The following is a 24826-nucleotide window of genomic DNA, read 5'->3' as shown; positions in this document are numbered from 1 at the left end:
ATATGTACGTTACACCAGGCACATTACGATATTACATGGGAGCATTGTTCGTGATAGGGTAGCCCTCGTTATAACTAAAAAAAGCGAACCGTCATTAGTTCGCCTGTTGCGTCTCATATTCTTTAACTAACTTATAAAACGTTGTCCGTTTCATTTCCGCTCTTCTCATTGCTTCCGTTGCAGTTATCTCTCCAGATTTCCATTCTGTATACACTGAAGTAAAAGCATCTGTTATTTCCGCTTTAGGTCTTCCAAACTGTACACCATTTTTTAATGCTACATCAATTCCTTCTCTTTGACGCTTCTTGATCCGCTCTCGTTCTTCTTCTGCTAACCACGAAAGAATCTGTAGCACTAGATCAGAGATAAATGTCCCAAGGCTGTCCTGGTATTTCGTAGTATCAAGTAAAGGCATATCTAAAACAACTGTGTCTGCTTTAATATTCTTCGTAATGTCCGTCCATTCGTTTAATATTTCTTCTTTATTCCGACCAAATCGGTCGAGCGAGTGAATGTAAAGAATGTCTCCAGATCGTAAATGATGTTTTAGCGATTGATACGATTCACGATTGAAATCTTTACCGCTTTGCTTTTCGATAAATATGTCCCTGCTACTTATGCCAACCTCTTTCATTGACTGTAGCTGACGTGCCTCGTTCTGATCCCGACTACTTACACGAATGTATCCAAATTTCCTATTCTCCATTTTACGTTCACCCCTCGATACCTGTATATATTTTCCTTTAGCATATCGAATGTGTTCGTAAATGTATATAGCATAAAACAAATATTCGTAAATTCACTTTTATACTTTTACGAACAATGGTAAAAACGGAAGAATGCGAGTTTGACGGCTGTTTCAAAAGTGTTCGTATTTGTATACTTTTACGGTAAGGTTATGAATCTTGTTTACATTGTTTGCACCATCTCTTTTTTATATTTTCTGGAGTTGACTTCCAAATATGCCCGTTTTTACACCTCCATTCTAAATGAGTACGATTGTTTATATAAGCAACAGATAGAAGTTTTCCTCTCCTTTCAACTGCTAACTTTTTCATTTCTTCTAATCCCTTTTTTCTTTTTTCGTCCAAGACAGCTTGTCTTCTACAGATCTTACACCATTTCCCTACTTTTATATCTGCAGCATTAGAGTCCCATACATGTCCTTTTTCACATTCCCAAGTTAGAGGTGTATGATTATTTATATAATCTTCCGATAAACACTTTCCTCCGAGTTGTTTTGCGATATCCTTCATTTGTTCAATTGTCAATCTAACATTATTTGCACAAATACCGCACCATGATCCTTGTTTTACAGAGTTTGGTACGGCTTCCCATCGATGTCCCTTTTTACATTCCCAGAGTAACGGAGTCCCGTTATTGATGTATTCTTCCGACAGACATTTTCCACCTTTTTTCATAGCAATAGTCTTCATCTCATCGATACCTAATCTTAGTCCATCATTGCGAGCTTTATCTGCACACGTTGGACACCAAGTAGGGTTTGTTTTATGTTTAATGTTTGAAGGTACTGCAAACCAACGATGTCCATCATTACATTCCCACTCTAATGGAGTCCTGTCATCAAAATAATTTTCCGAAATACATTTTCCACCTCTTGATACTGCTATTTCCTTCATCATTTCGATTGTATTTCTTCTTTTTAAACCTGCTTCTTTCCTACTACATATTGGACACCACGAATTTCTGCTTTTGAGACGATTGAGATTCGTTTTAAATTCATGACCATTTTTACAAATAAATTCAAGTTTCTTAGCAGAACCAAGGTATTCACTAGATAAGCATTGCCCTCCATTACTCTCTGCTATTTTTTTTATTTCCCCTAAAACAGTAAAGTTCTTATAAAAGTTGTTTAAATTAATATCTTCAAAGATTAGGTCTGTTTGATATTCAAACGAACGCAGTTTTTCCACAATATAGTTAAATAACTCTTTATCATTTTCATAGGAATTATAAGGAATAACAATTAAATTAATGTCTTTTTCTATGCATAACTCTTCCTTAATCAAATCGTCTTTTTGTCTCTTATGAAATTCTTCTATTGTGCCGTGCCAATGTTTCACGAACTCATAGTGCTGTTTACCATGATATTCAAAAGCAAGATTTAACTCAGAATTATATCCATCTAATTCAAGACTGCCTCCTAGTACAGTTCGATTTTTTGGAAATGAATTTTTAAATATAGTTTCTAATATAAACCTACATTTTTCTTCACTAAAAAATTTGTTGCACTTAGGACACCATCTTCCACTTCCTTTTACGTGGCGTGCGCTGTCTTTCCATATATGTCCATCTGCACACATCCATTCAAGCTTTCTACTATAATTTATATAGGCATTAGATAAACACTTACCGCCTCTTGATTCAGCCAACTTCTGTAATTCTTCTAGCGTTAATGGCTCTTTAGAATTACAAATACGACACCATGTTCCCCTCTTTACTGAAGATGCTATTGCATCCCAGGTATGCCCGTTCTCACATTCCCAAAGGTATTTTTCGTCCATTCCGATATATTCCTTTGATAAACACTTACCATTCTTTCTTTCAGCTATAGCCTTAAGATGTTCAATATCAAAGGTGACTCCAGAACAATGTGGACAAAAATGTTTTCTTGCCTTCACTTGTTGATAGGTGGCATTAAATATATGATTTTTTTCACAGCACCATTTATAAGTTTCTTGACGGCCTAAATATTCTTCAGACAAACATTCTCCATTATGCTGTTCAGCGAATTTCTGTAAGTTCTCAATTGTAAATTTCACTTTAAACCTCCACCATTCTAAGCTATTTACCGAAATTAAACTGCTTTATAGTCAAGTATATGTATTTTGAACCACAGATCTATAAGCCCAAGGTTTTCAGATTAAACATCTGAGATAACTCTATACCAAGTGTATTGTATCTTAGTCAAGCAATCTAAAGAAGTAAAAAATGATGGAAGAGGTTCTCGTTATTAATTACAAAACAAAATGTCATATCCTTTAGCACAGTAAAGCATCCTTAATCTACCAAAACCCTGTGCTATCCACGATTTATCGCACTAAAGTAAAACAAAGTGACCCCTCGAGATTTTTACGAAGAGGGACGGTTTCGGACATAACATCAAGTGTTTTTACTTAACAATCAACTAAACAATGCCGATCAAACGCTTGGTAAATCAAGGTTGTTATGTTGTTGATCCTAAATATAATCGTTTAATCGTCAAAACGTAATAAACTTCGCTGACGCTCAGTTGAATCCTGCTTAGCGCAGTCTTCTAATAATACAAACGTTTATAGTTTTATAGATGTTACTGAAGCTGTTAAGCTTTGGTTACATCACCGAGCCGCTAGGCGAAGGTTATACGTTAATACAATTTAATCTTATTCTCGTTTGTTAGAAACATATATGTTAAACGTCAACTATAAGAATAAGAGTTAAACACACGCAAAAAGTGCCCTCCGCCTCACAGCCTCAACGGATTGACTGCATTTTTAAATGTATCATATTTGCACAAATACAGGGCATTGGAGTATCATATTTGCACAAATGCCTTATTTTCATTTAAGCATTTGCTTTAGACTGCCTTTCCTTTTCTTTTGGTACAGTTTCATAGTTTCCTGGAAGTCAGTACGTACTGCTACAGCAAGATCCGATTCATATCCCAACCGATACATTAGGTCGGGATTTACACGATAGATAGAAACACCGAAAGAACTAATTTTTGCTACAACACCACGTCTAGATAATTCTCTCATTAGCCTATAGACGGTCGACCGATCTATACCTAGCAATCCTGATAATTCACTTTCAGACATTGGATCAAGTGCCTTGTCATCGTCTTCATTTGGATTAGTACACAATAGAAACGTCTTATAGTGGAAATAAGGTAAAATTGCATACAATAATCCTGCGAGCTGTATCGTCAAATCAAATTCCTCCTTTAAAGTCGTTGTAAACTGCTGATACAATTTAGTAAAGCGTCCATCGTGTCCACCTCCTATTGTGTGGTACTCTGAAGATACGCCATAAACAAAGCTCTTGCCTTCTCTTTCCTTGTACAGTACGCCCGCTTCAACTAGCTTAGGTAGTAACCTTTTTGTCTGTGGAACACTTTTACCGATTGCTTTTGCAATACTGTTAACATTCATTCTGCAACCTCGCATTGTTAGTTCACCTTTACGGTTTAAGTTCATATATGGAAGAAGCAAGAATACTGCTCCCATTTCTTCAAGTGTTAATTTCGAGGCTATGGATTTGATTGCTTCGTGATAACAAGCGACCCAATTCTTCGAACGTCCTTTATTAATTGCTTGTTCCTTTGCAAGCCTTTTCTGATATGCTTCAACTTGCTTTCTTGAACGTAAGTAATACTCGTCCTTATCGTAGATTTCTCCTGTTGCTCGGTCAATAAATTGATGATTGTTAGTGTTTTCCATTTTTCACGTCTCCTTTGATATAATTTGGCGTAACCTAAAGAAGCCACCAACGATTAACTGCTAGTGGCGTTTGATATTTTCGTTATTTACTTTCTACTTTCTTACGTTCTAGCCATTTACGTTGTAACTCAAAACGGTCATTCTTGAGATACTTACGAATGGTATATTTTTTAACACCAGTAGAAACTGCAATTGCGTCAAGACTCCACCCCGCGTCCCAAAGACATATCGCTCCTGGTCGATGTCTTTCATCGGTTTTAATACCCCATAATCCAGTCTCGGCAGCATGTTTATGTTGTTCTTTCATGGTTGCCATTTTAATGTTACTGCTAGAATTGTCGTCCTTGGCTCTGCCGTTTAGGTGGTTGCACGTCTTACCGATCAATTCTTCGCCACACATCTCATAGGCAGTTAACTCATGGACTCTGTATTGGTATTCCTTTCCGTTTAGATACAAACTAACAAGGTGATAATCGTTGGAGTCAATCCTTGGGTTTAACCATTTTCCTTGATCCTTGTTACTCCAAACCTTTCCCAGATCGATGTCTACGTAATAATCTCCTGTTGCCATAATTTCTTGTAACCTTTGATAGCGTTGTAAATTCACTTTCTCTTCCTCCTAGTTTCTAGAATTTTTATACTCTACGGTCAAATAAGACAATTAGTGTCTTATTCTGTAATATAGTCCGTAGCTATTCGATATCTTCTATTAAAGTGTCATTCGTTTGTCCAGTGACTCATTTAAACTTCTGAGTGAACTCAGGAGTAACCCTGTAAAAAGACGATTCCATGCACGTTAAAAAGCAATGAACATGGAACCGACAATATTAGTTGATCCATTCTGATATTCTGATATTTCTCTGGTCGGAAAATTCCATAATTTTAATTAGACCGTCCACCCTTATCCCTACTTCACCATCTTCAATTTTGAAGTATTCTTCTGTTAGTCCTACCAACTTACATACTTCCCAAAGACTTACTACCCTTACTTCTCGAATTTGATTTTCCATTATATTTCCTCCTAAGATTAATGTTATTAGATTATTAATACTAGATTTCTTGAAATACCAGCAGTATATTCCGCTATCATAGTCTGTAAATGTTGAATATCGATCAAAACTGCATCAGTAATTCCAACGGCTCTTTTGAACTTCTTAGCGAATTCAGGTGCAATTCGGTCCGTTCCGTTCTCAAAGGCTGATACCGAACCACAGCTAGCACCCATTCGTTTAGCTAATTCACTTTGCGTCCAGTTCAGGTACGCTCTTACGATTTTACTGTTGAAGCTGTTACCATACGATCTCACCTCCATTTGTGCCGCTACACCTATACAATAGGGACTACAATTAATAAGCGTAGATATTTTATGGTACATTTTCTTAAATTTTTTACGATTTTACATTAAGACCGTTGAATCATTAACCAATCGACCTTTACCTCCCATGTTGTTCTTGAAAATAGATACGGGTCCGTTTTTCTTCTAGTGATGGAAAACAATAAAATATTTATGCTGTACCCATTAAATAGCCCCCTCGTTTGTTATTCATTAATAAAATAGGGGAAACAATCGAGAAGCGTAGAGTACAATATAAAAAAATTCAATGCAGCTGTTTGTCCCTTACATTAATACAATAGGGACTACAACCGTCTGGCGTAGAGTACAAAATGCAAAAAAGTTCAATGGAATCGATACTTTCTTTTCTGTAGTGTATTAATTAGTAATTTTGAATGGATTGTAATTTTTAACCGTTCCCTTATTCGCCTTCATCTCCTGCCTTTATATGTAGATAAGGGTCAAAGGACGGTTTAGTGTCGCTGTATGTAAAAAAAAAAACGCAACCTAAATGGCTGCGTCAGCAATTAATCTAATTTACATATCTTAATAGACTTCATGTTGTTTCATACGGTTAATTACCATAGTTTTACGAACTAAATCGTTAATCTACATTAACTCCGATGATATCCTCAAATTTAATCCGTTCATATTCTCCAGGCTTTATTTCGATATGTACCTCATGTGAAATCGGATCAACGTGGTGAACGGAACCGATAATTTCTGTAGTAAATCCATCTTTCCATACCTTTAGCTTTACGGCTAAGTTATACTCCATCGCATAGCATAAACGTTGGTCAAACTCCTTCTTTCCGTACTCATCGATAATCGGCTTCGCCATTCGTTCCGTATCTCGCCATAAATCTCTCTGTGACTTAATTAACTCTGGCATGCCAAAGGCGAACTGCCACTTCTTTTTACCACGGTCTCGTATCGCCACACAATCGCCTCCTTTACATTTATTATATACGAACAAATGTTCCTAATGTTAGTAAAAAAAATACGACTAAGCCTGATTACCTGTCGTAATGGTTTATACCTTGTGCGCATGTTTTACAATGCAGATTACATTGATAAAACTCGGTTCCATTATTCACGAATTCATTACCACAACGGTCACATTTATACTTTTTACGTTTGTAATCATTTTGTGAAAAATTCGGATCAAAATATGGTGTAAGGTTATTTACATTTGCGTTGTATAGCTTCTCAATGAGTGATTCTTCGCTATCTAATTCTTCGTCCCATAAAGTCTTTTTTGAATGTTTACGGTTATAATCATTAAATCCCAATAAACATCGCCTCCCGCTAAATTATATGCGTGAAATTAAATAATTTGCCATAAAAAAAACGCCAACCATAAGGCTGACGTTGTTGAACCTAGACATCTCTCGCTGCTTCTCGAATGCTAACGGTAAAAAAGGCGCTGTCTCCATTTAAGTTTTCCTCTATCACGTATTGCCATTTATAACATCTCCTTCAATATCATTATACACGAACAAACATTCTGTATTAAAATAAAAATAAATGACCACAAATATGATCATTTTTAGATTTCTTGATACCTGGCATTCATTAACATAAATTTACCAGGTAATATAACTTATAAATTGTAATTATTTTGATACTTAAAGAATTTAAGTTTTTTGAAACAACAATCTTTGAATAATTCCTCCGAACAACATGGACATTTTTCATCAAGAGTAAGGGAGTAATTTCGTAAGTAGATATTTCTTAAAATTGAATCATTACGGGTCCTTCTTTCAGTTTCTTTTGCTAATGAGCCCAAATTATCCTTAGAAGATCTCTTACGAGCATATATAGCAATATTAATACTTTCAAATAATCCCCTTTCAATTTGTTTTTTATCAGAGGTTTTGTGAATTAAATTAGCATATACTTTATCAATAGAGACATTATCAAAAAGCGAGATGTCCCTATATGATTTTGGATCCCTTTCGGTAGGAGCGTTAATAAAAAAAGAAATGATTTTGTTCCTAAATTCTTCTGGTAATGAATATAAGCCAGATAAGGAAAGTCCCCTTTGCCAATCAATAAAATCAGTAGGCTGATATTCGGCAACATGAAAATCACTAAATTCCTCAATTGGGTCAGCATCAAATTTTATAATTTTTTCATGAGGAACTTCTCTCCCTAAAGGGTTTTGAACATAAACAGCCGATATTGCAGGATTAACGTAATCGAAAGAATCATGTACACCTTTTTTCCCATAGTCAACAATCTCACCGTATTGAAGATTTCTAAAAAACTGGTGGATATGTCTAATTAGTACAACCCCATCCACATTTTTAAATCTTGATTGTTGATAAAAGGAGTTATCAGTCAATAAACCACAATTAGGATTAGCCAATGCGCTAAGCGGTTCATTTATGTAATCATCCCAAATTATAAACAACAGACGGAGATCATCTTTATATTCTTGATTTCCTTTATATTGTTCAAATTTTTCTTCAGCACTTAGTAAATAATCTTTTACTTTTAAAGAACGTGAATTTACTATTTTTCCAGTTTGTTGTAACAGGTTGTAATCTAAACTATTAAGTTGAGCAGTAATTTGTAATCCATTCTGGCGCTCATTAGAAAAATCAAATAAGCTTGCTGTTTTAACCTCTATTGCAATATAGGTATCATCAACTAATGCTCTAAACTCTGGATTTTTTCCATTCTGTGCTGCTGATGGTTCTAAAGTAATTGTATTTGGCACAGCTATTGAAACTAATTTTCTTAGAACTATTATTTCTCCAAATATCTGTATAACCTGCTCAAAATGGTTTTTATCAATTGAAGAAATCCAATCTATAGTTTTTTTAGCATATCCAGGAATTGCTTGTTCTATTTCATTTATTGCGTTAACCAGATTTTCTATAAATGGATGCAAACGACCTCTTTGGAGAAACGGGAAAACATGTGTACAAAATTGAAGTACATGTTTATCAATATTTGCTTCAGACGAGTAATCAGGAATTTTATTTGTTAGATAAGTTATTATTTCAGTTCTATTCAAGTTCTTCACCCATTATTAGTTATTGTATTTTTATTATAGTATAAGTTCATTGAATATAGCGCCTATATTTTATTAGTTTTATAAACTATCTGAAATTTTACATATTGAACGGATCTAAAGCTGTATTCTCATCTGATATTCTGGACTATTTATTGGGAACATCTTGACAAAAGTTACTATTTTCGGGCAAAATTATATCTGTAGGTTAATAATCTTAAAGCCGTAGGACTTACAGTTACACTGTTGGTCACAAATTCCGCCTCAATCCCGTAATGACAATACGTTGACATATCGATGACATATCTGATAGTTTCCTAAACTGTAGGTCGGGAGTTCGAATCTCTTCTGGGACGTAAATATAGAAAACACTATGTTAACCTATTGTTGTCAAATCAATACGTTAACATAGTGTTTTTTTTAGGTAAAACTCTTGGTATATAAGCATATATTATCATTTCTCCTCTCTTGTTTAAGCATTTATTAACGATTTATTAATTTTTCGATAAGAACAAAAAAGGAATAATATTGTTTAATCATTACCATTCAATTACATAATTTGGTATAATCAACCAACAATTCCTTTATGGAAAATTTCTTCTTTTTTATATCAACACACATTCCCGCGTCTTAATATTAAACTAACAGTTCCTGATAAATTTTTTAACGAAGTCATCACCTTTTGTTACCCCATTAATGATAAGAATAGTTTATGCGAAATAAATAAAGGAATTTTTAAACCTTATACTATACAAATTAAGCGAAAAAACAATGAATATTTTGCTCATCTAATATTTGATGAGGACGAATATGGACCACAACTTTTTTCCCCCACAACCTTTAAAAGTAATTTAGTAGTAGGAATAGATGTAAATATTGATAGAATTGCTGTAAGTATTATTTCTAAACAAGGGAACTTTTTGGAAAGTAAAGTTTTTTATTGTCATGAACTGGAATATGTTTAAAAAAATAAAAGGGTCTCCCTCTTTTTTTGAGGTCAGGAGTTTGAGTCACTTGTAGGACGTCAAAAAACCCTTGCATGCAAGGGTTTTTCCCTAGTGGTGAAAAACAAATTGGTCACTTCTCCCGGCTTTTTTTACAAAAGAGCATCCGTTAAAAGGGCTGTCATTATTACTCTCTAAACCTCTTTTTACTTCACAGTGGACCTTCCATTGATAATGGTTTGAATTTGCGCTACTGTTGCTGGATCTTCAAGCCCTGTAATGTCACCCGAAACCTTTCCTGATAGGAAAATTTCCTTTAATAAGCGGCGCATGATTTTTCCACTAACTGTTTTTGGTAGTGTTTCGGTGAAAATAATGGTTTTGGGCAGGGCAATTTTTCCGATAAGCTGTACAATCCGTTCATTTATTTTTTCTTTTAAATTATCTGTCCCAAAAGAAAGATCATTTACCCGTGCAAATACGAGTGGTACCTCTCCTTTGATTTCATCTGGGACACCAATTACAGCCGCTTCTGCAACTCCTTCACATTCTAGCACTGCACTTTCAATTTCCATTGTACTTAAGCGATGTCCGGCAACATTGAAGGCATCATCAGAACGACCAACGACCCAAACATAGCCATCATCATCAATCAAGGCCAAGTCACTAGCAAAATAGCTCCCTTCAATCTGGCTAAAATAAGAGGAAATATAGCGCTCCGGTTCCTTCCAAAGCGTGCGGCAAAGCATTGGGAATGGACTTCTAATAATTAAATTTCCTAACGTACCAGGTTGAACTGGATTTCCCTCTTCATCCACTACAGCTATATCCGCACCTAAAAATGGCATTCCGGCAGATCCCGGTTTCATTGAGGTTAACCACGCTGCGCCAGCGATAGGGCAACCCGCTGTTTCTGTTTGTCCCCAAGTATTATTGACACATATCTTCTTCTTTCCTAATACCTCATACGTCCATTGCCATGATTCTGGGTCAAAGGGTTCACCAACTAGGGAAATGACATCAAGACATGATAAATCAAATTGCTCCATTATTTCTTCACCCAGACTCTTTAACATCCGCAATGCTGTTGGAGCGGTAAACAATTTATTGACACGGTATTTCTCAATCACCTGATAAAATCTGTCCTTAGTTGGATAGTCAATGGCTCCTTCATATACAACCGTGGTGACTCCATTTGCTAGTGCACCAGCAATGCCCCAAATATGCATCGTCAACCAACCAATATCCGCCGTACACCAGAAAACATCATCATCATGATGGTCCATATGATATTTGCTATAGATGTAATTTTGGATCATAAAGGCCATTCCTGAATGAACGACACCCTTGGGCTTTCCTGTTGTGCCGCTAGTATAGAACACAATTCCATATTCATTGGCCTCAATCTTCTCAGGTTCACAAAAGATACTTGCCTTTTTCGTTAGTTCCTCCCACCAGTAATCGCGTCCTTCTATCATATTAATTTCTGTATTTAGGCGATTGACGACAATCACCGCTTCAATAGATGGAATATCTGGAATTACCCTATCCACTTTTTCCTTCAAGGAAACTTTGTTTCCCCTTCTTGTCGTAGCGTCGGTCGTTACGATAATCTTGGGCTCAAAGCTAACGAGACGGTCCTTCAAGGACTTTTCGGAATACCCTGAAAAAACCGTATTGTAAATAGCCCCAATCCGAAAGCAAGAGAGCACAGCAATAATTGCCTCAGCCAAATTAGGAAGGAAAATCGCCACACAATCCCCTTTTTTCACACCGAAGGAACGAAGAACATTGGCAAATCGGTTCACTTCAGCCAAAAGCATATTATATGTAAAAAACTTAGTGTCTCCGTTTTCTCCCTCCCAAATGAGTGCAGTGCGATTTCCTGCACCGTTTTGCACATGACGGTCAAGTAGGTTTACACACGGGTTGCTAATGCCGCCTTCGAAAAAACGAAAATCTGGAAGACTTCCACTTATTGTTTTTTGCCAAGGCTCATACCAAAATAGTTCTTTCGCCACATCGTTCCAAAAGCTTGCGGGATCTTGTTGGGATTTTTGAAGAAGTTCTTGAAAAGCTTTATTGCTACCAATTGAGGTGTTAGATTGCCTATCTTCGCTTGGATAAACAAGCTTACTTTCTGCAACAACCTTTAAAATTCCACTTACATCCATATGAGTCCCCCTTAATCCCTTTATTCATTTTCTTTTCTTATAAACGAGTATAGTTAAAGCGCTTACATAAATATCTTTTCTTTTATTTGGCACATGTTACCAATCACCTTGACTATGAGATTAACACAATTATTCAGAATTTTCAATATAGTAAATCACGAAACCGTAAATGTAATTTACTATATTGTTTTGAATAGAAAAGCAGTTTAACATTCCAGAATTAGAACGCTAATTTAACAAGATATATGTTAAATTAGCGTTTCCTATTTTATTGATTCTTTTTCTCTTCTCCTGTAAATCCATCAAGACCTTGCCTTTTTAATTCCTCAGCCACGATTCGGGCAAGTTCGGTCGCTCCTGCTCGATTTGGGTGCAATGTATCACCATTCATATAAAGTGCAAGAGTGGCAGCAGGTCCAATAGAGGTGAAATATGCAGAACTTAACACATTCAAATCTACTAATGGTACATTTTCCTCTTGAGCTAAAGCGATAACGGAGTTTCGATACCAACGGTTTACCGAACTGTGTACACCCTCAGTATTAAAGTCGGTTGCCCTGCCTTGCGGCGTCGATAAGATAGGAGTTGCACCTTTCGCCTTTACTTGTTGAACCATTTCTCGCATATACTCTTTGAATTGTGCTTCGGTTGTCGTATTTTTTGGATTTGTATCGTTAATACCAAGTTGAAGGATATAATAATCTCCAGGCTTAATGTATTTTAAGATTGCTTCCATCTGACCATCATATAAGAAGCCTCTGGCAATCTGGCCGCCGGAAGCCATGTTTCTCACCTGGAAAATTTCAGAATCAACAAATTTCGGCAGTAATTGTCCCCATCCTGCTTGGATACTGCTATCTATTGGATAGTAATTGCATACAGTTGAGTCCCCACCAATATAGATGGTTCGATTTGTTTCAGGATGGTGTGAAAGCTTATCAATCTCCAAGGCGCTTAGCGTAAACCTAGTGCCCACCTTTCCCTCAGTTATCAGTAGGTTTAGTTGACCATCCGTTACTGGGATTTGAAACGAATCGGTCGCATTATTTCCTGTCATATTAATCACTTGGTAGACACCTTCGGCCGCAACGCTCGCTCTTGCTGTGTCCCCTAAGGTGACCTTAACCTCATAAAGCCCCTTTGGCAGGTCTACGTTAAAAGTATTTTCACTCTTTGTGCTAAACTTTAAGAACTCGACAGCATCACTGCCCACACCTGTTCCAGACGCTGGCACATTGATCATATTTTCCGGTGTATTGAAGCCATAACGCTTTTTCTCATCATATTTCTCATCAGCACTTACACCGATATAGCCCTTTTCTACTTGGCCATTGCCAAAGTCAAACTTATAATTACTTGGTGCTGCCTCTGCAGGTGAAGTAGCAAAACTTCCTATAATGGACAACATCATAGTAAAAATAGTTAAAACTTTAAGAATCACGTTCCTTTTCACAGTAACTCCTCCTCTTAAATGAATACAATTCCTTACCCCGATAAATTTAAACTTGCACTTTTTCCCCTTGTTCTTTTCTTACAATCTACCTGACATAGTTATGTAGGCCACCATTTATCTCTAGAAAAGCTCCAAGATAAGTTACCGAAAGCGATTACATTTGAAATTCCCATCCATCACCTCCTATCTCGATTGATTATAGTTCAGGTTTATTTTTCCATCAGTAGCACTTTTTTGAATTATCCAAAAATAAGCAAATAGTTCTATCTATCATAGGAACTGATTACTATTTGAATTTAAGCTACAAGGAAAATCCTACTGTATGCCGAAGAATAGGGCAAAAAAGTCTTTCCCAGAAAATAAAGAGGCCGACTCAAAAAGGTCGTCATAGGAACGACCATTTGAATCCGCCTTTAGAATAATAAAAAGACCGCATTTGGATTACGGTCTTTGTTGTTTTATTGTTCACATGCCCAGTTATCCTTATCTCGGTCATGCCTGGATTCATAAGCAGGATGTGTGGATGGCACTCCATTCGGATAGACCTTCCTCATTTCCGTACAATTTTTAAAGACCTCCGAACCGGCATTGGTTGATGACCCACTGCCTGATGTAGAGCCATTCGATGTATTCCCGCCATTTGAATTACCTGTACCATTGTTACTTGAGCTCGAATCTAAATCACCTTTTGTTGTACCTTGAGAGCCGAATCCCCAAAGACCTTTGTTTGCCTCCCTTGCCTCTCTGGCAAACTTGACAAAATAATCACTGTATTTAACATCCGGAGGATAGGTTGACGGCTCTGCGTATCCGTTCAAAACTAAATCTGCATTAAACATCTTTGTTCTAATCTCATTTTCATCCATATCATTTGAAGGGACACTAAACCAAACAATCCTTAGCAAGCGGCCATAGCGATCTGTCTCGGAAACATCCTTCTGCATCCATACTTGTTTTCCATTCAACTTTGAGTTTGTATAGTTACTTGCCTCTTTCCCATATTGCTCATGTCTGGTGGTCGATTCCGGTGTATTGACGCCGACTAAACGGACCTTACGTCCATCGGAGGTCACAAAGGTATCTCCGTCAACCACTCTTCCAACAGTAATTAACTCTAAACCGAGACTCTTCGCTAATTCTTCCTGTGATTGTTTTGCCGCTTCTTGCTTTTCTTGCACTGCTTTCTCAGCATTTGCCTTTTCTTCCGCTATTCTGGCTTCCTCAGCCTTTGCTTTTTCTTCAGCTTCTGCTTTTTCTTTTGCTTTCTCAGCTGATTCCTCTTGCTTCTCCTTATTTATCTCCTTTGTTTTAGAATCAGTATCTTTTGTGCACGATGATGATATAAGTAGAACGGCTATTATAAGAATGGCTTTAATGATTTTCATGTTTCATTCTCCCCTTAAAAAAACTCCATTCTTATTATACCTATAATTACTATTAATTTGTTAATAACTAACTGTTTCTTTTGCCGACCGTTTTGACAATAGTGGTCGTCCATTTTCCCAGTGCACATTAACAGGGAGATTAAAATATTCTGTCAGCTTGAGACTAGCGATCATATCTTTCGTTTCTCCAGATGCAAATACTTGCCCCTTTTTCAAAAGCAAAGTTTTAGAGAAAACTGGCAGGATCTCTTCCACATGGTGGGTGACATAAATAATTGTTGGGGAATCCTGATTTTCGGTAATCTTTTCAACCGACTCCAGCAATTGTTCCCGTGCAATAAAATCTAATCCATTCGTGGGTTCGTCTAGAATTAGCAAGGAAGGATCGGCCATCAGTGCCCGAGCAATGAGCACCCGTTGTTTTTCCCCCTGTGAAAGGGTAGTATAATTGCGATTCGCATACTCGATACAGCCTAACTCCTCAAGAAGAGCGATTGCTTTTTGTCTTATTCGGTCTGTAGGTGTCTCGTAAAGCCCAATTGAGGCAAAGGCACCGCTTAAGACAACTTCAAATGCATTATCTTCCGGGTGAAACTTTTCTTGAAGCGACGATGAAACAAAACCAATCTGCTTCCGAAGTTTTTCTCCTAGATAAGTTTTTCCGAACTCCAAATCTAGAACGGTGATTTTTCCTTTTGTCGGAAAGTAATAGGCATTGAGTAAATTTAAAATGGCTGTTTTTCCTGATCCATTTAAACCGAATAACACCCAATGTTCTCCTTTTTTAATTTCCCAGTTAACATCTTGGAGGATTATTTTTCCTTCCCTCATTAATGAGACATTCTCTAGCTGAACAACCAAATAAATCACACCTTTCATAGGTATAATAATATCAAAATTTTCAGAATCAAAGAAGCAGGAACCTCCAATGTCCATCAGGTTCCTGCTATACATTATCTATACTAATACTTTTTTTAGTTTCTCCGTCAGTGCAGGAATGACCTGCTTATAGTCCGCAATTACACCAAGATCTGCTCGTTTAAAAATAGGCGCTTCTGTATCTGAATTAATTGCCACTACCGTTTTGGCATTGGTAATCCCAGCCAAGTGCTGGCTGGCACCTGAAATACCGACCGCTATATAGAGATCAGGTGCAACAACGGCACCCGTTTGACCAACCTGAAGATTGGACGGAACCCAGCCTGCATCACAGGCAGCTCGAGATGCTCCGACTGCTCCCCCAAGCACATCTGCCAGAGCCTGGAGTTCAGCAAAACCTTCAGGACCTTCTAGCCCTCGACCGCCAGAAACAATAATAGTTGCATCCTCAAGGCGTATATCTGACAAGGCAGATTGAATTTTAACTACAAGCTTTGTTAAAACTAATTCTTCCTTAGGTTTGTAGCCAACAGAAATAATTTCTCCAGTACGTGATTCATCAGGTAAAGGCAAGGTTTGACTCTTTGGGCGAATACCGGCCACCACTTGGTGTCTTGTGGCTGAATACTCTCCGAATGCCTTATCTCCATAAATTGGTCGAACCCATGTGATTTTTTGACCTTCTGTTTTAAAATCAACCACTTCCGTAATTGCCGATGCTCCAATTCGCGTAGCTATAAGGCCAACTAGGTCCTTCCCTATTCGATCGAAGGAAAGGACAAAAATATCTGCACCGGATTGTTTAAATACTGAATAAAGACAATCGACATAGACATCCACCTGATATTCGGCAAGCAAAGGATCTGACACCGTGTAAACTTTATTAGCACCGAAAGCGAATGCTTCCTTTGAACTAGTCACGGCAGCAGGACCTGTTAAAATAGCTGCGACTTCCCCGCCTGTGCTGTCTGCTAAATGGCAGGCAAACACTAACGCTTCCCGAGAACCGGAACTTAAGGCATCTCCCTGCTGATTTGCAAAAACAAGAATTTTTGACATGTTTGACCCTCCTATAGAATCTTGAGTGCCAAGAGCTTGTCAGCTAATTCACCCGCGAGTTCCGCTCCATCCGTTCCAGGGAGCAATTCACAAGTGCTTTCTCTGTTTAACACATATGCCCGGTCAAGTTTAACCCCCGGTTGACAGCGCTCTGCATCCAGATCTAAATCATCCGACTCATATACTTTAATTGGCTTCGTTCTGGCCAGCCTGATATCTTTCACCTTCGGCAGTCTCGGAACATTTGTCTCAGAACTAATAATCGTGAAAACAGCTGGAACAGGAACACTTACCACGGTGCACCCGTCCTCTCCCTCACAAGTGGCCTTGACATTTTCAGCGTCTATTTCTATTTCCGAGACTAATGTTAGACAGATCATTTCCAGCTCTTCAGCTAGTACGGGTCCCACCAGTCCCTCCTCGATATCACTTGCTTGACATCCAGTTAAAACTAACTGTGCGCCGCCAAGTTCCTTAATCGTTTGGGCAAGGATATGTCCAATAGCCTGACCATCTAAATCCTTCCATTCATCATCCCAAACTCTAACGGCATGATCAGCAGTGAAGGCAAGCGCCCGGCGCAGTACATCTTCTGATTCATCGTCACCTAAGCAGAGTGCAGTAACGACAGCGCCTGGTGTTTTGTCGCGAATCTGAATGGCCAGTTCAAGCGCATTTTCTGCGAAGGAGTCCAAGACCATATCTGCCTCTCCATTTTCTGGACGATTTGTTTTGGAATCTATCCTAAAATGTCTTGGTGTAATTTCTGGGTCATAAGCCTGTTTAAGACATACGACAATATACATTTCCGATTCACCTCGTTTTCTTAAAATCTATTTTTTTATTAACGTGAATTTTACTTAACAGAGTTAGTTTCGCTTCCTCTAACAGCTAATCCCCGCTCCTGTTTTAGGTCAGGTGATCCTTCAAGGTTGTAAAGTTCACGGAGTCTTTCGACTGCTTCTGCAGGTGGTTTGGCATTGAAATATCCACGGCGCGTCATGTAGACACCCGAGTTTTTGCGTAAGTCCACTAAGGACTCACACATCTTGATACCGGCAGCAAAGGAATCAATCACCGGTACGTCGCCAATTCTCGAAACTCCATGGGTGGCGAGGAATACATTCATGGGTCCCTCTCCCGGAACAATGACATCAGCCCCTTCAGCAATCGCCATTTCTGCCGCCTTTTTAAAAGAAGCAACGACAGGCTCCGGGTCACTAAAACCAGCTAGGACATGATCAAACCCTACATCTGTTTGGACAATTGGCCCCAGTTTATTGCCTAAACCATAGCGAGCGGCATTTTGGCGAAGTTCATCGGCAAGCGGTCCAAGAAAATTAACAACGCCAATGTTATCTCCAAGCATGGAAGCCATATGAAAGGAGGCCTGACCATAGCCAACTACCGGAATATCGACAAGAGTTCGGGCCTCTAAGAGACCCACATCGGGAATAGTCGCTATAAACATGGCATCATAACCAGCCTTTTCAGCTAGTAAGGCCGCCCGTACAAACTGTTCACGGTGTAGGTTTTGCAGGTAAGAATAGGTAATAAAATGACCAGGGTAATGGGTTGGATAGGTTTCTTCCGACATACCATGTAAAACGACCTCCACATCGGGTCGAGCAATTTTGCGAACATGATTGACAATCGCATCGCGATACTCGGGGACCCGATCAATCGTGGTTAAGCTTTGATGCCAGATTTTCACATTCATTACCTCCTTTTTTCATTTAATTATTTATCATCTTTTTCCATATAAATCGGGGGAATTTCGATGTTATCGGCATTTCAAATTAAAGGAATTAATTATTTTTCAACTAACTCCGATAATGCCTCAGCCGCAGCCACCCTGCCAAACACGGCTGCCTTCCCGAGGGAACTTCCAGTCATGTAACCAGCACCATGGAAACCGCCGGTTACCTCCCCAGCAGCATACAATCCCGGGATTGGCTCCCCAAACGGATTAAGAACCTGCGCAGCTGAGTTGACTGCGACTCCTGCATAAGTTGCCAGCATGGCGACTGTTGATTCAAATGCATAAAAGGGTGCTTTTTCTATCGGAATTGGTTTTCCAAAGTTATGCGTTAACGTCTTCCTGCCAAAATCAGGCTCCTCGCCGGTTTGAATTCCCTGATTGTATCTAGAAATGGTTTCTTCTAATACCTCCAAAGGTACATCAATACAATCTGACAGTTCTTCTAATGTATCCGCAATATAAAGAAGACGGCGGCGGCGGAGCAGCTCAAAATCATAAAGCGGGTCATCTGCCACACTTTTATCCATCACAGTTTGATCCCACACCTGATAAGTAATCTTATCAGGCTGTTCGAAGGCTGCCTTTCCTAGTAGCTTATAGGAGATAGACTCGTTAACGAAACGTCTCCCCAATTGGTTAACTATGATAGCCCCTTTATAAAAGGCGAGTCCCTGCATTTTAACTGCTCCGGATGCGCTCGGATGGAATCCGTATGTTCCGTTCAAATAAGGTAAATCACTGACCCATGCCCCGTGTTCCCAGGCCATTTTAATACCTTCTCCATGATTCCCTCTCCCGCCAATTCTAAGGGCTCCATTTAACTGAGGGGCAAACTGTCTAAGCATTGCCTCATCCTTGGCAAAGCCACCGGAAGTAACCACTACGCCTTTGGTCGCTTCAACTGTCTGTTCAGCCCCTTCCAGCTCATAAAGGACACGATCGATTCGTCCTTCCCCGTTTTTTAGCAGGCGCTTTGCAGGTGCACAGAAACGAATAGTTACATTCGGAAACTGCTTTACTTTTTTATATAGCGCTTGAATGGCTTGATGCGGATCAATACTATGTCCACGGGGAACACTGTGGCCGCTTACCGCCTCTAAGGAGCGAAATTCTATCCCCAGCCCCACAAGCCATGCATAGGTTTCCAGTTGATTCTGAGCATAAAACGTTATTAACGATGTGTCATTTACGCCGCCGCCAACTTCTCTAAGGTCCTTTACAAGGGATTCATTGGAATCCACAATGCCTGACACTTCTTGCATATCAGTTCCTGCAAATGCCATATATCCCGAACTTAAGACGGTACTCCCGCCAAGCTCATCTAGTTTTTCAAGCAGGAGGACACTGGCCCCCTTCTCTCCTGCCTCTGCTGCTGCACACATGCCGGCCATTCCTCCGCCTAAAATAACCAAGTCATAGGACTCCATTGTTTCACATCCTTTTACATTTGCTTTCTACTACTTCTCTAGCTACTAATGTTCTTACCTTCTTGAGTAATATCGATTGGATCGGATGGTGGCGTATCCAAATTTTTATCTTTCGTTTCCGGGAAAACCCAAGCCCACAGACATAATGCGAAGAAAAAACCTGCTCCCATTAATATAATTGGTTGGTACCCATAAACTGGAAAGACTGCAGCAGTAATCAAAGGCGGAGCAAATGCAAGTCCTCTTCCAATTTGAAGAGCCTAAGAAATTCCAGTACTTCTTACATCAGTTGGAAATATCTCACTAAATAATGAACCGAAGATGGTAGCCCCATTAGATCCCATGTAAAGGAAGAAAATTGGAACTAGTATCCAAAAAGAGTGCAAGAGGGAATCCCAAGTAAAGTAAAGAAGCAAGCCGCCAGCACCCGCGATAAACGCTAAGTACGAAAGAGTGATCCTTCTCCCCCACTTGTCTGCTGTATATCCAGCAATAAGTGAACCCACTAACCCGGCAAAAGCTGTAAAGAATAACCACCAGGCTGTTTTCCCCATTTCGAATCCTTCATATTTTACTAGGTAAGTAGGTAAAAAGTTGGTTATTCCATAATAAGCAAAATATTGAAAAACTGCGGCAATCAAAGAAATGATAAATGGCTTCCAAAACCGCTTTATCCCAAACTTTTTCTTAACACTGACTGCACTGGTGTTTTTAATCGTCTTTTCCCATACTTTCGATTCCTCGACATCTCGTCTAAGAAATAATGCTATTAAAATAGGAAGTGCGGAAATGGCAAAGGTCCATCTCCAGCCAATAACTGGTAATATAAATCCTCCTATGAGTGCACCCATAAAAATTCCTATATAGGCTCCACCATAGAGAAGACTACTCCAAAATCCCCGTTGCTTCGTTGGTACCACTTCACTAACTAAGGCCTGACCCGCTCCATATTCACCGCCAAGCCCAAAACCTGCAACCGCTGTCCAAATCACTAACCATGTATAATCAAAGGTAAATGCTCTCATTAAGGTAGCAAAACAAAAAATGACTAATGTCCAGATTAATATCTTTTTTCTACCTACTCTATCTCCAAGTAATCCAAAAACAATACCTCCTAAAGCCAAAAATCCCAATTGGACTGAAAATAAGGATGCCACTTGTTCAGTAGTTAAAGAGAGCGACGCAGCCATAGGAATGACTAGAAAACTAAGAACGAAAACTTCATAATAATCAAAGATCCAGCCTATATAGGCACCAAAGAATGCTTTATACTTAGCTTTGTCCATTTTTTCGTATTCATTTGTCGTCAAAGTTATCCCCCCCAATTATTAATTATTCCGGCCTGCGTGGTTAAACACTGGCCGGATTTTTCTATTAGTTGCTTATTCGTAATCTTTAATAATTTCTAACGCTGCTTCACAGACCTGCATGTCATGTGTATAATGACCTCCGCTTACGCCGATTCCACCAATCAGTTCCCCGTTTAACTTAATTGGGAAGCCCCCGCCAAATATCACTAACCTTTCAGTGTGAACGATCCCATGCAATAATGGAGGATCATTTTTAATTCTGTCATACCATTCATGTGTTGGTCTGTTATAGGCAGCTGCAGAAAATGCCTTATTCTGAGCAATTTCTATACTCAAGACAGGTGCTCCATCAACAGCTGTAAAAGCCTTTAAATTCCCTGGCCGATCAACAATGGCGATGCTAAATGGAATTCCGAGCTCAGAAGCCTTATTGATTGCAGCCTCCATCATTTTGTTTGCTAATGCTAGACTAATATTTTTTGTTTCAACCGTCGTTTTTATGTTTTCCATTTCTCTTACTCCTTTCAAAATGTAAGTTTTAAACATTTACAGGCCGGCCATAGCCAAAGGCCTCAACTGCTGTTGCCGTGACAGCTTTGGATTTAGGTAAACATAAATCCACAACAATATTGGCAATATCGATAGGGCGCAGCCAATTTTCCTTATTTACATCCGGTGCAAGTTCCTCCATCATTTTGGTATCCACCGGTCCTGGGCAAACAGCATTTACACGTATCCTGTGCGGTTTTAATTCTTCACCCAATGCCTTTGAAAAACCGATCACCGCATATTTAGAGGCTATATAGGCGCTTCTATCTGGCCCGCCTTTAGTCCCCCAAATGGAGGATAAATTAATGATGACTCCATTTCTGTTTTCGAGCATATGAGGAACAACCGCACGGGCACACAAATAGACGCCGCGAATGTTGATTTCTTGTACAAAGTCCCAGTCCTCAACAGAGGTTTCCGTAAACGGCTTAAGCAGCATGACACCGGCATTATTAATTAAGATATCAATCGAGCCAAGTCTTTCGTGTGTTTCTTGAACTGCTAGATTAATATCCACTTCTGAGCGTACATCCCCCACAAGCGAGATGGCTTCTCCCCCAAGATCTTCTTTTATAAAATCAGCAGTAGCTTGACTTTCGACTTGATTATTAGAAAATACCGCTATTTTCGCCCCTTGTTTAGCTAGAAGAATACAGGTCTCTCTGCCAATCCCTCTGCCTCCGCCAGTTACAAAGGCTATTCTATCCTTCAATTCCAAAGAGATCACCCTTTCCCTATTGTTATACCTCGAGTTTTGCATGAGTTACATAAGATACCGCATGTTCCCCTGCTCTACGGCCAAATACAAGTCCTCTTAATACGGAAGTTCCGCCGGGGTATTTTCCATAATAAAGTCCGGCTGTTTCACCAACAGCATATAAACCAGGGATAGTCTCTTGATCTTGTGAAAGCACGCGGCCATTTGTATCCGTTGCTAAACCGCCATTCGTAAAGACATTGGAGCAAACGATTGGATAAGCGATAAATGGGGCCTTATCAATCGGAATCGCCCAATTGGACTTGGGTGGTGTAATGCCGACAGCCTGCTTCCCATCTTTTTTATCCCAATGAAATTCACCCGGCTGTACGGCAGCATTATAAGTTTCAACTGTCGCTGTTAATTGCTCAGCAGGCACACCAATTTTTTCAGCGAGTTCTTGCAGTGTGTTTGCCGTAATGGCAGGTTTATCGGTTTCGACTGCCCTTTCATAATTCGGGATTTCATACATTTTTTGATCGCCAATCATATAAGCAATATGACCAGGAAGGTTATAAAAAATGGTTCGGGCCACTTCTTCATATTGTTCATCCACTGTTGTTTTCCCCTCATCTACAAAGCGCTTCCCATTCTGATCAACCAAAATAAAGTAAGGGTAAGTCATGACTGCCGCCTCTTCCCGTTTACTTCTTGGGTCAACTGGCTCAGCATGGAAAGAGTCGAATTGACCTGCTGTCTTGGCACCAATTGCCATGGCCATGCGAATTCCTTCACCTTTGTTGTATAAACCGCCCTCAGCTACGGTTCTGATTTTGTGGGCATCTCTGCCAACATATTGCGCCATCATTTCTTGATTTCCCTGAAATCCTCCTGACGCTAAGATAACTGCCCCTACCTTTAATTGAAGCGATGTTCCGCCTTTTACACGGACCATCAAACCGTTAACAGCCCCCTCTTCATCGAGCAGTAATTTCCAAGCTGTTGCTTCATAGATAATTTCAACGCCCAGTCCACCAGCACGGCGTGATAACATGTCTATGATGGCCCGGCCACCCCCAACAGGAAGTAAACGAGGCTTGGAGGCTGTTAAAAACATGGTTGGCAAATAATCAAATTCCACTCCTTTTTCCTCGACCCACCTCAATGTACTTCCTGCATCCTTCGCAAGAGTTTCTATGTACTCCCGATCAGAATAATAATCAGAAAAGGCAAGCATATCTTCGACAAAATTTTCCGCCACCTCCTCGAGATTTTTCATCCGCATATAAGAGGCCGTCCAGCGGGAGTTTCCGCCTCTATGGTCAAAGTCAGTCCGTTCAAGAATCGCTATTTTCAAGTTTTTATTTTCCTTTTTAGCCGTTTCTGCAGCCGATAATGCGGCAGAAGTTCCCGCAACTCCACACCCAATTACCACAATGTCAAAATCTACTTCTCTACCCATATTGATTTCCTCCTCAAATCTACTTTTTTAATAATGATGGAGTATCAGCATACTTGTTTTCCCACTCTTTAATCTGGTTAAGCTTGAAGAGTGATTGACGGTCTTCCCAGGTACAGATTAAATCGTGAACATTTTCTTGTGATCCTTCCGTTTTTAATATTTTCAAAGAAGCTGTGATCCCCTTAATGGCCGAACGGAGGACCGTATTCGCACAAAGCATTATTTTAAAACCAATCTTTTCTGCCTCTTCAAGAGAAAGAAGTGGAGTTTTGCCGCCTTCAACCATATTAAGAACCTGTGGGATGCCCTTAAGTTCAGTGGAGATTTGTTTTAACTGTTCGATCGTTGTCGGTGCTTCGACAAAAATAATATCGGCTCCAGCTTCTCTGTAGGCATGGGCCCGCTCTAAAGCATCTTCCATGCTGTTTACCGCCAATGCATCTGTACGGGCAATGATGGCTAAATTTTCATCCGTTCTTGTATCCACGGCCGCTTTGATTTTACCAATCATTTCCCCTTTCGAAATAACATCCTTCCCATTGAAATGACCGCATTTTTTTGGGGAAACCTGGTCTTCCATTTGAATAGCTGCAACCCCGGCCCGTTCAAACTCACGAACTGTCCTCATCACATTGATGGCATTTCCAAATCCCGTATCAGCATCCACAACAATTGGAATGGTTGTCACATCTGCCATGCGCGTTACAATATCCACGACCTCTTTTAAAGAGGTAAGACCGACATCTGCCCAGCCTAATTGGGCATTGGATATTCCGGCACCAGTCGCATAAATTGCTTTAAAACCTATTTCTTCTATTAATCTTGCAGACATCGAATCATAAGCTCCAGGCAGGATAAATGAGCCCGGTTCCTGCAAGAGATTTCGAAACTCTTTTGTTTTACTCACTTGTCGAGCCCCCTCTTGTTAAAT

The 24826-nt window shown here is 39.4% G+C and carries 21 protein-coding genes; all 21 read right to left on the bottom strand.

Annotated elements, in window-relative coordinates; translation table 11 throughout:
• Positions 1-94: 94 nt before the first annotated feature.
• The 21 genes from COD92_RS05935 to COD92_RS05825 all read right to left on the bottom strand — a co-directional run bounded on the left by COD92_RS05935 (position 95) and on the right by COD92_RS05825 (position 24802).
• On the bottom strand, positions 95-706 hold the full coding sequence (locus COD92_RS05935) for a recombinase family protein (RefSeq protein WP_098528606.1): 612 nt from the start codon (positions 704-706) through the stop codon (positions 95-97).
• Between the two features lie 190 nt (positions 707-896).
• The gene (locus COD92_RS05930; protein WP_098528607.1) at positions 897-2783 is read right to left on the bottom strand and encodes a PDDEXK family nuclease; all 1887 of its coding nucleotides are present in this window, start codon (positions 2781-2783) and stop codon (positions 897-899) included.
• A gap of 777 nt (positions 2784-3560) precedes the next feature.
• Positions 3561-4439, bottom strand: a complete 879-nt coding sequence (locus tag COD92_RS05925) for a helix-turn-helix domain-containing protein (RefSeq protein WP_098528608.1) — start codon at positions 4437-4439, stop codon at positions 3561-3563.
• Positions 4440-4521: 82 nt separating this feature from the next.
• Positions 4522-5046: a hypothetical protein gene (locus COD92_RS05920; protein ID WP_098528609.1), complete on the bottom strand. Its 525-nt coding sequence runs from the start codon at positions 5044-5046 to the stop codon at positions 4522-4524.
• 220 nt (positions 5047-5266) lie between these two features.
• Positions 5267-5449 carry a hypothetical protein gene (locus COD92_RS05915; protein ID WP_098528610.1) on the bottom strand — a complete coding sequence of 61 codons (183 nt, stop codon included), beginning with the start codon at positions 5447-5449 and terminating at the stop codon, positions 5267-5269.
• 26 nt (positions 5450-5475) lie between these two features.
• The gene (locus tag COD92_RS05910) at positions 5476-5751 is read right to left on the bottom strand and encodes a helix-turn-helix transcriptional regulator (RefSeq protein WP_098528611.1); all 276 of its coding nucleotides are present in this window, start codon (positions 5749-5751) and stop codon (positions 5476-5478) included.
• Between the two features lie 625 nt (positions 5752-6376).
• Positions 6377-6712 (bottom strand): YolD-like family protein, encoded by a 336-nt coding sequence (locus tag COD92_RS05905; RefSeq protein WP_255286586.1) that lies wholly within the window; start codon positions 6710-6712, stop codon positions 6377-6379.
• A gap of 663 nt (positions 6713-7375) precedes the next feature.
• Entirely contained in the window at positions 7376-8797 is a 1422-nt protein-coding gene (locus COD92_RS05895; protein ID WP_098995928.1) for a hypothetical protein, read from the bottom strand.
• Between the two features lie 1147 nt (positions 8798-9944).
• Positions 9945-11912 carry an acetate--CoA ligase gene (locus tag COD92_RS05890; RefSeq protein WP_098528614.1) on the bottom strand — a complete coding sequence of 656 codons (1968 nt, stop codon included), beginning with the start codon at positions 11910-11912 and terminating at the stop codon, positions 9945-9947.
• 268 nt (positions 11913-12180) lie between these two features.
• Complete coding sequence (locus tag COD92_RS05885) at positions 12181-13323, bottom strand: rhamnogalacturonan acetylesterase (RefSeq protein ID WP_098528855.1); 1143 nt, start codon at positions 13321-13323, stop codon at positions 12181-12183.
• A 500-nt stretch (positions 13324-13823) separates the two neighbouring features.
• Entirely contained in the window at positions 13824-14750 is a 927-nt protein-coding gene (locus COD92_RS05880; protein ID WP_098528615.1) for a thermonuclease family protein, read from the bottom strand.
• A gap of 60 nt (positions 14751-14810) precedes the next feature.
• Positions 14811-15611 carry an ABC transporter ATP-binding protein gene (locus COD92_RS05875; protein WP_098528857.1) on the bottom strand — a complete coding sequence of 267 codons (801 nt, stop codon included), beginning with the start codon at positions 15609-15611 and terminating at the stop codon, positions 14811-14813.
• 96 nt (positions 15612-15707) lie between these two features.
• On the bottom strand, positions 15708-16688 hold the full coding sequence (locus COD92_RS05870) for an electron transfer flavoprotein subunit alpha/FixB family protein (protein WP_098528616.1): 981 nt from the start codon (positions 16686-16688) through the stop codon (positions 15708-15710).
• 11 nt (positions 16689-16699) lie between these two features.
• Positions 16700-17494, bottom strand: coding sequence for an electron transfer flavoprotein subunit beta/FixA family protein (locus COD92_RS05865; protein ID WP_098528617.1), 795 nt, complete (start codon positions 17492-17494; stop codon positions 16700-16702).
• Between the two features lie 50 nt (positions 17495-17544).
• On the bottom strand, positions 17545-18402 hold the full coding sequence (locus tag COD92_RS05860; protein ID WP_098528618.1) for an aspartate/glutamate racemase family protein: 858 nt from the start codon (positions 18400-18402) through the stop codon (positions 17545-17547).
• Between the two features lie 98 nt (positions 18403-18500).
• Positions 18501-19877, bottom strand: a complete 1377-nt coding sequence (locus tag COD92_RS05855; protein ID WP_098528619.1) for an FAD-dependent oxidoreductase — start codon at positions 19875-19877, stop codon at positions 18501-18503.
• Between the two features lie 260 nt (positions 19878-20137).
• Positions 20138-21187 (bottom strand): MFS transporter, encoded by a 1050-nt coding sequence (locus COD92_RS05845; protein ID WP_098528621.1) that lies wholly within the window; start codon positions 21185-21187, stop codon positions 20138-20140.
• Positions 21188-21259: 72 nt separating this feature from the next.
• Positions 21260-21697, bottom strand: a complete 438-nt coding sequence (locus COD92_RS05840) for a GlcG/HbpS family heme-binding protein (protein ID WP_098528622.1) — start codon at positions 21695-21697, stop codon at positions 21260-21262.
• Positions 21698-21725: 28 nt separating this feature from the next.
• Positions 21726-22463, bottom strand: coding sequence for an SDR family NAD(P)-dependent oxidoreductase (locus COD92_RS05835; protein WP_255286588.1), 738 nt, complete (start codon positions 22461-22463; stop codon positions 21726-21728).
• Between the two features lie 13 nt (positions 22464-22476).
• Entirely contained in the window at positions 22477-23895 is a 1419-nt protein-coding gene (locus tag COD92_RS05830) for an FAD-binding protein (protein ID WP_098528624.1), read from the bottom strand.
• Positions 23896-23914: 19 nt separating this feature from the next.
• Positions 23915-24802, bottom strand: a complete 888-nt coding sequence (locus COD92_RS05825; protein WP_098528625.1) for an isocitrate lyase/PEP mutase family protein — start codon at positions 24800-24802, stop codon at positions 23915-23917.
• Positions 24803-24826: the final 24 nt, after the last annotated feature.

The sequence above is a fragment of the Bacillus sp. AFS037270 genome, from assembly GCF_002585305.1.
Note: the sequence above shows the minus strand (reverse complement) of the source record. Positions and strands in the feature narration are given on the sequence as shown.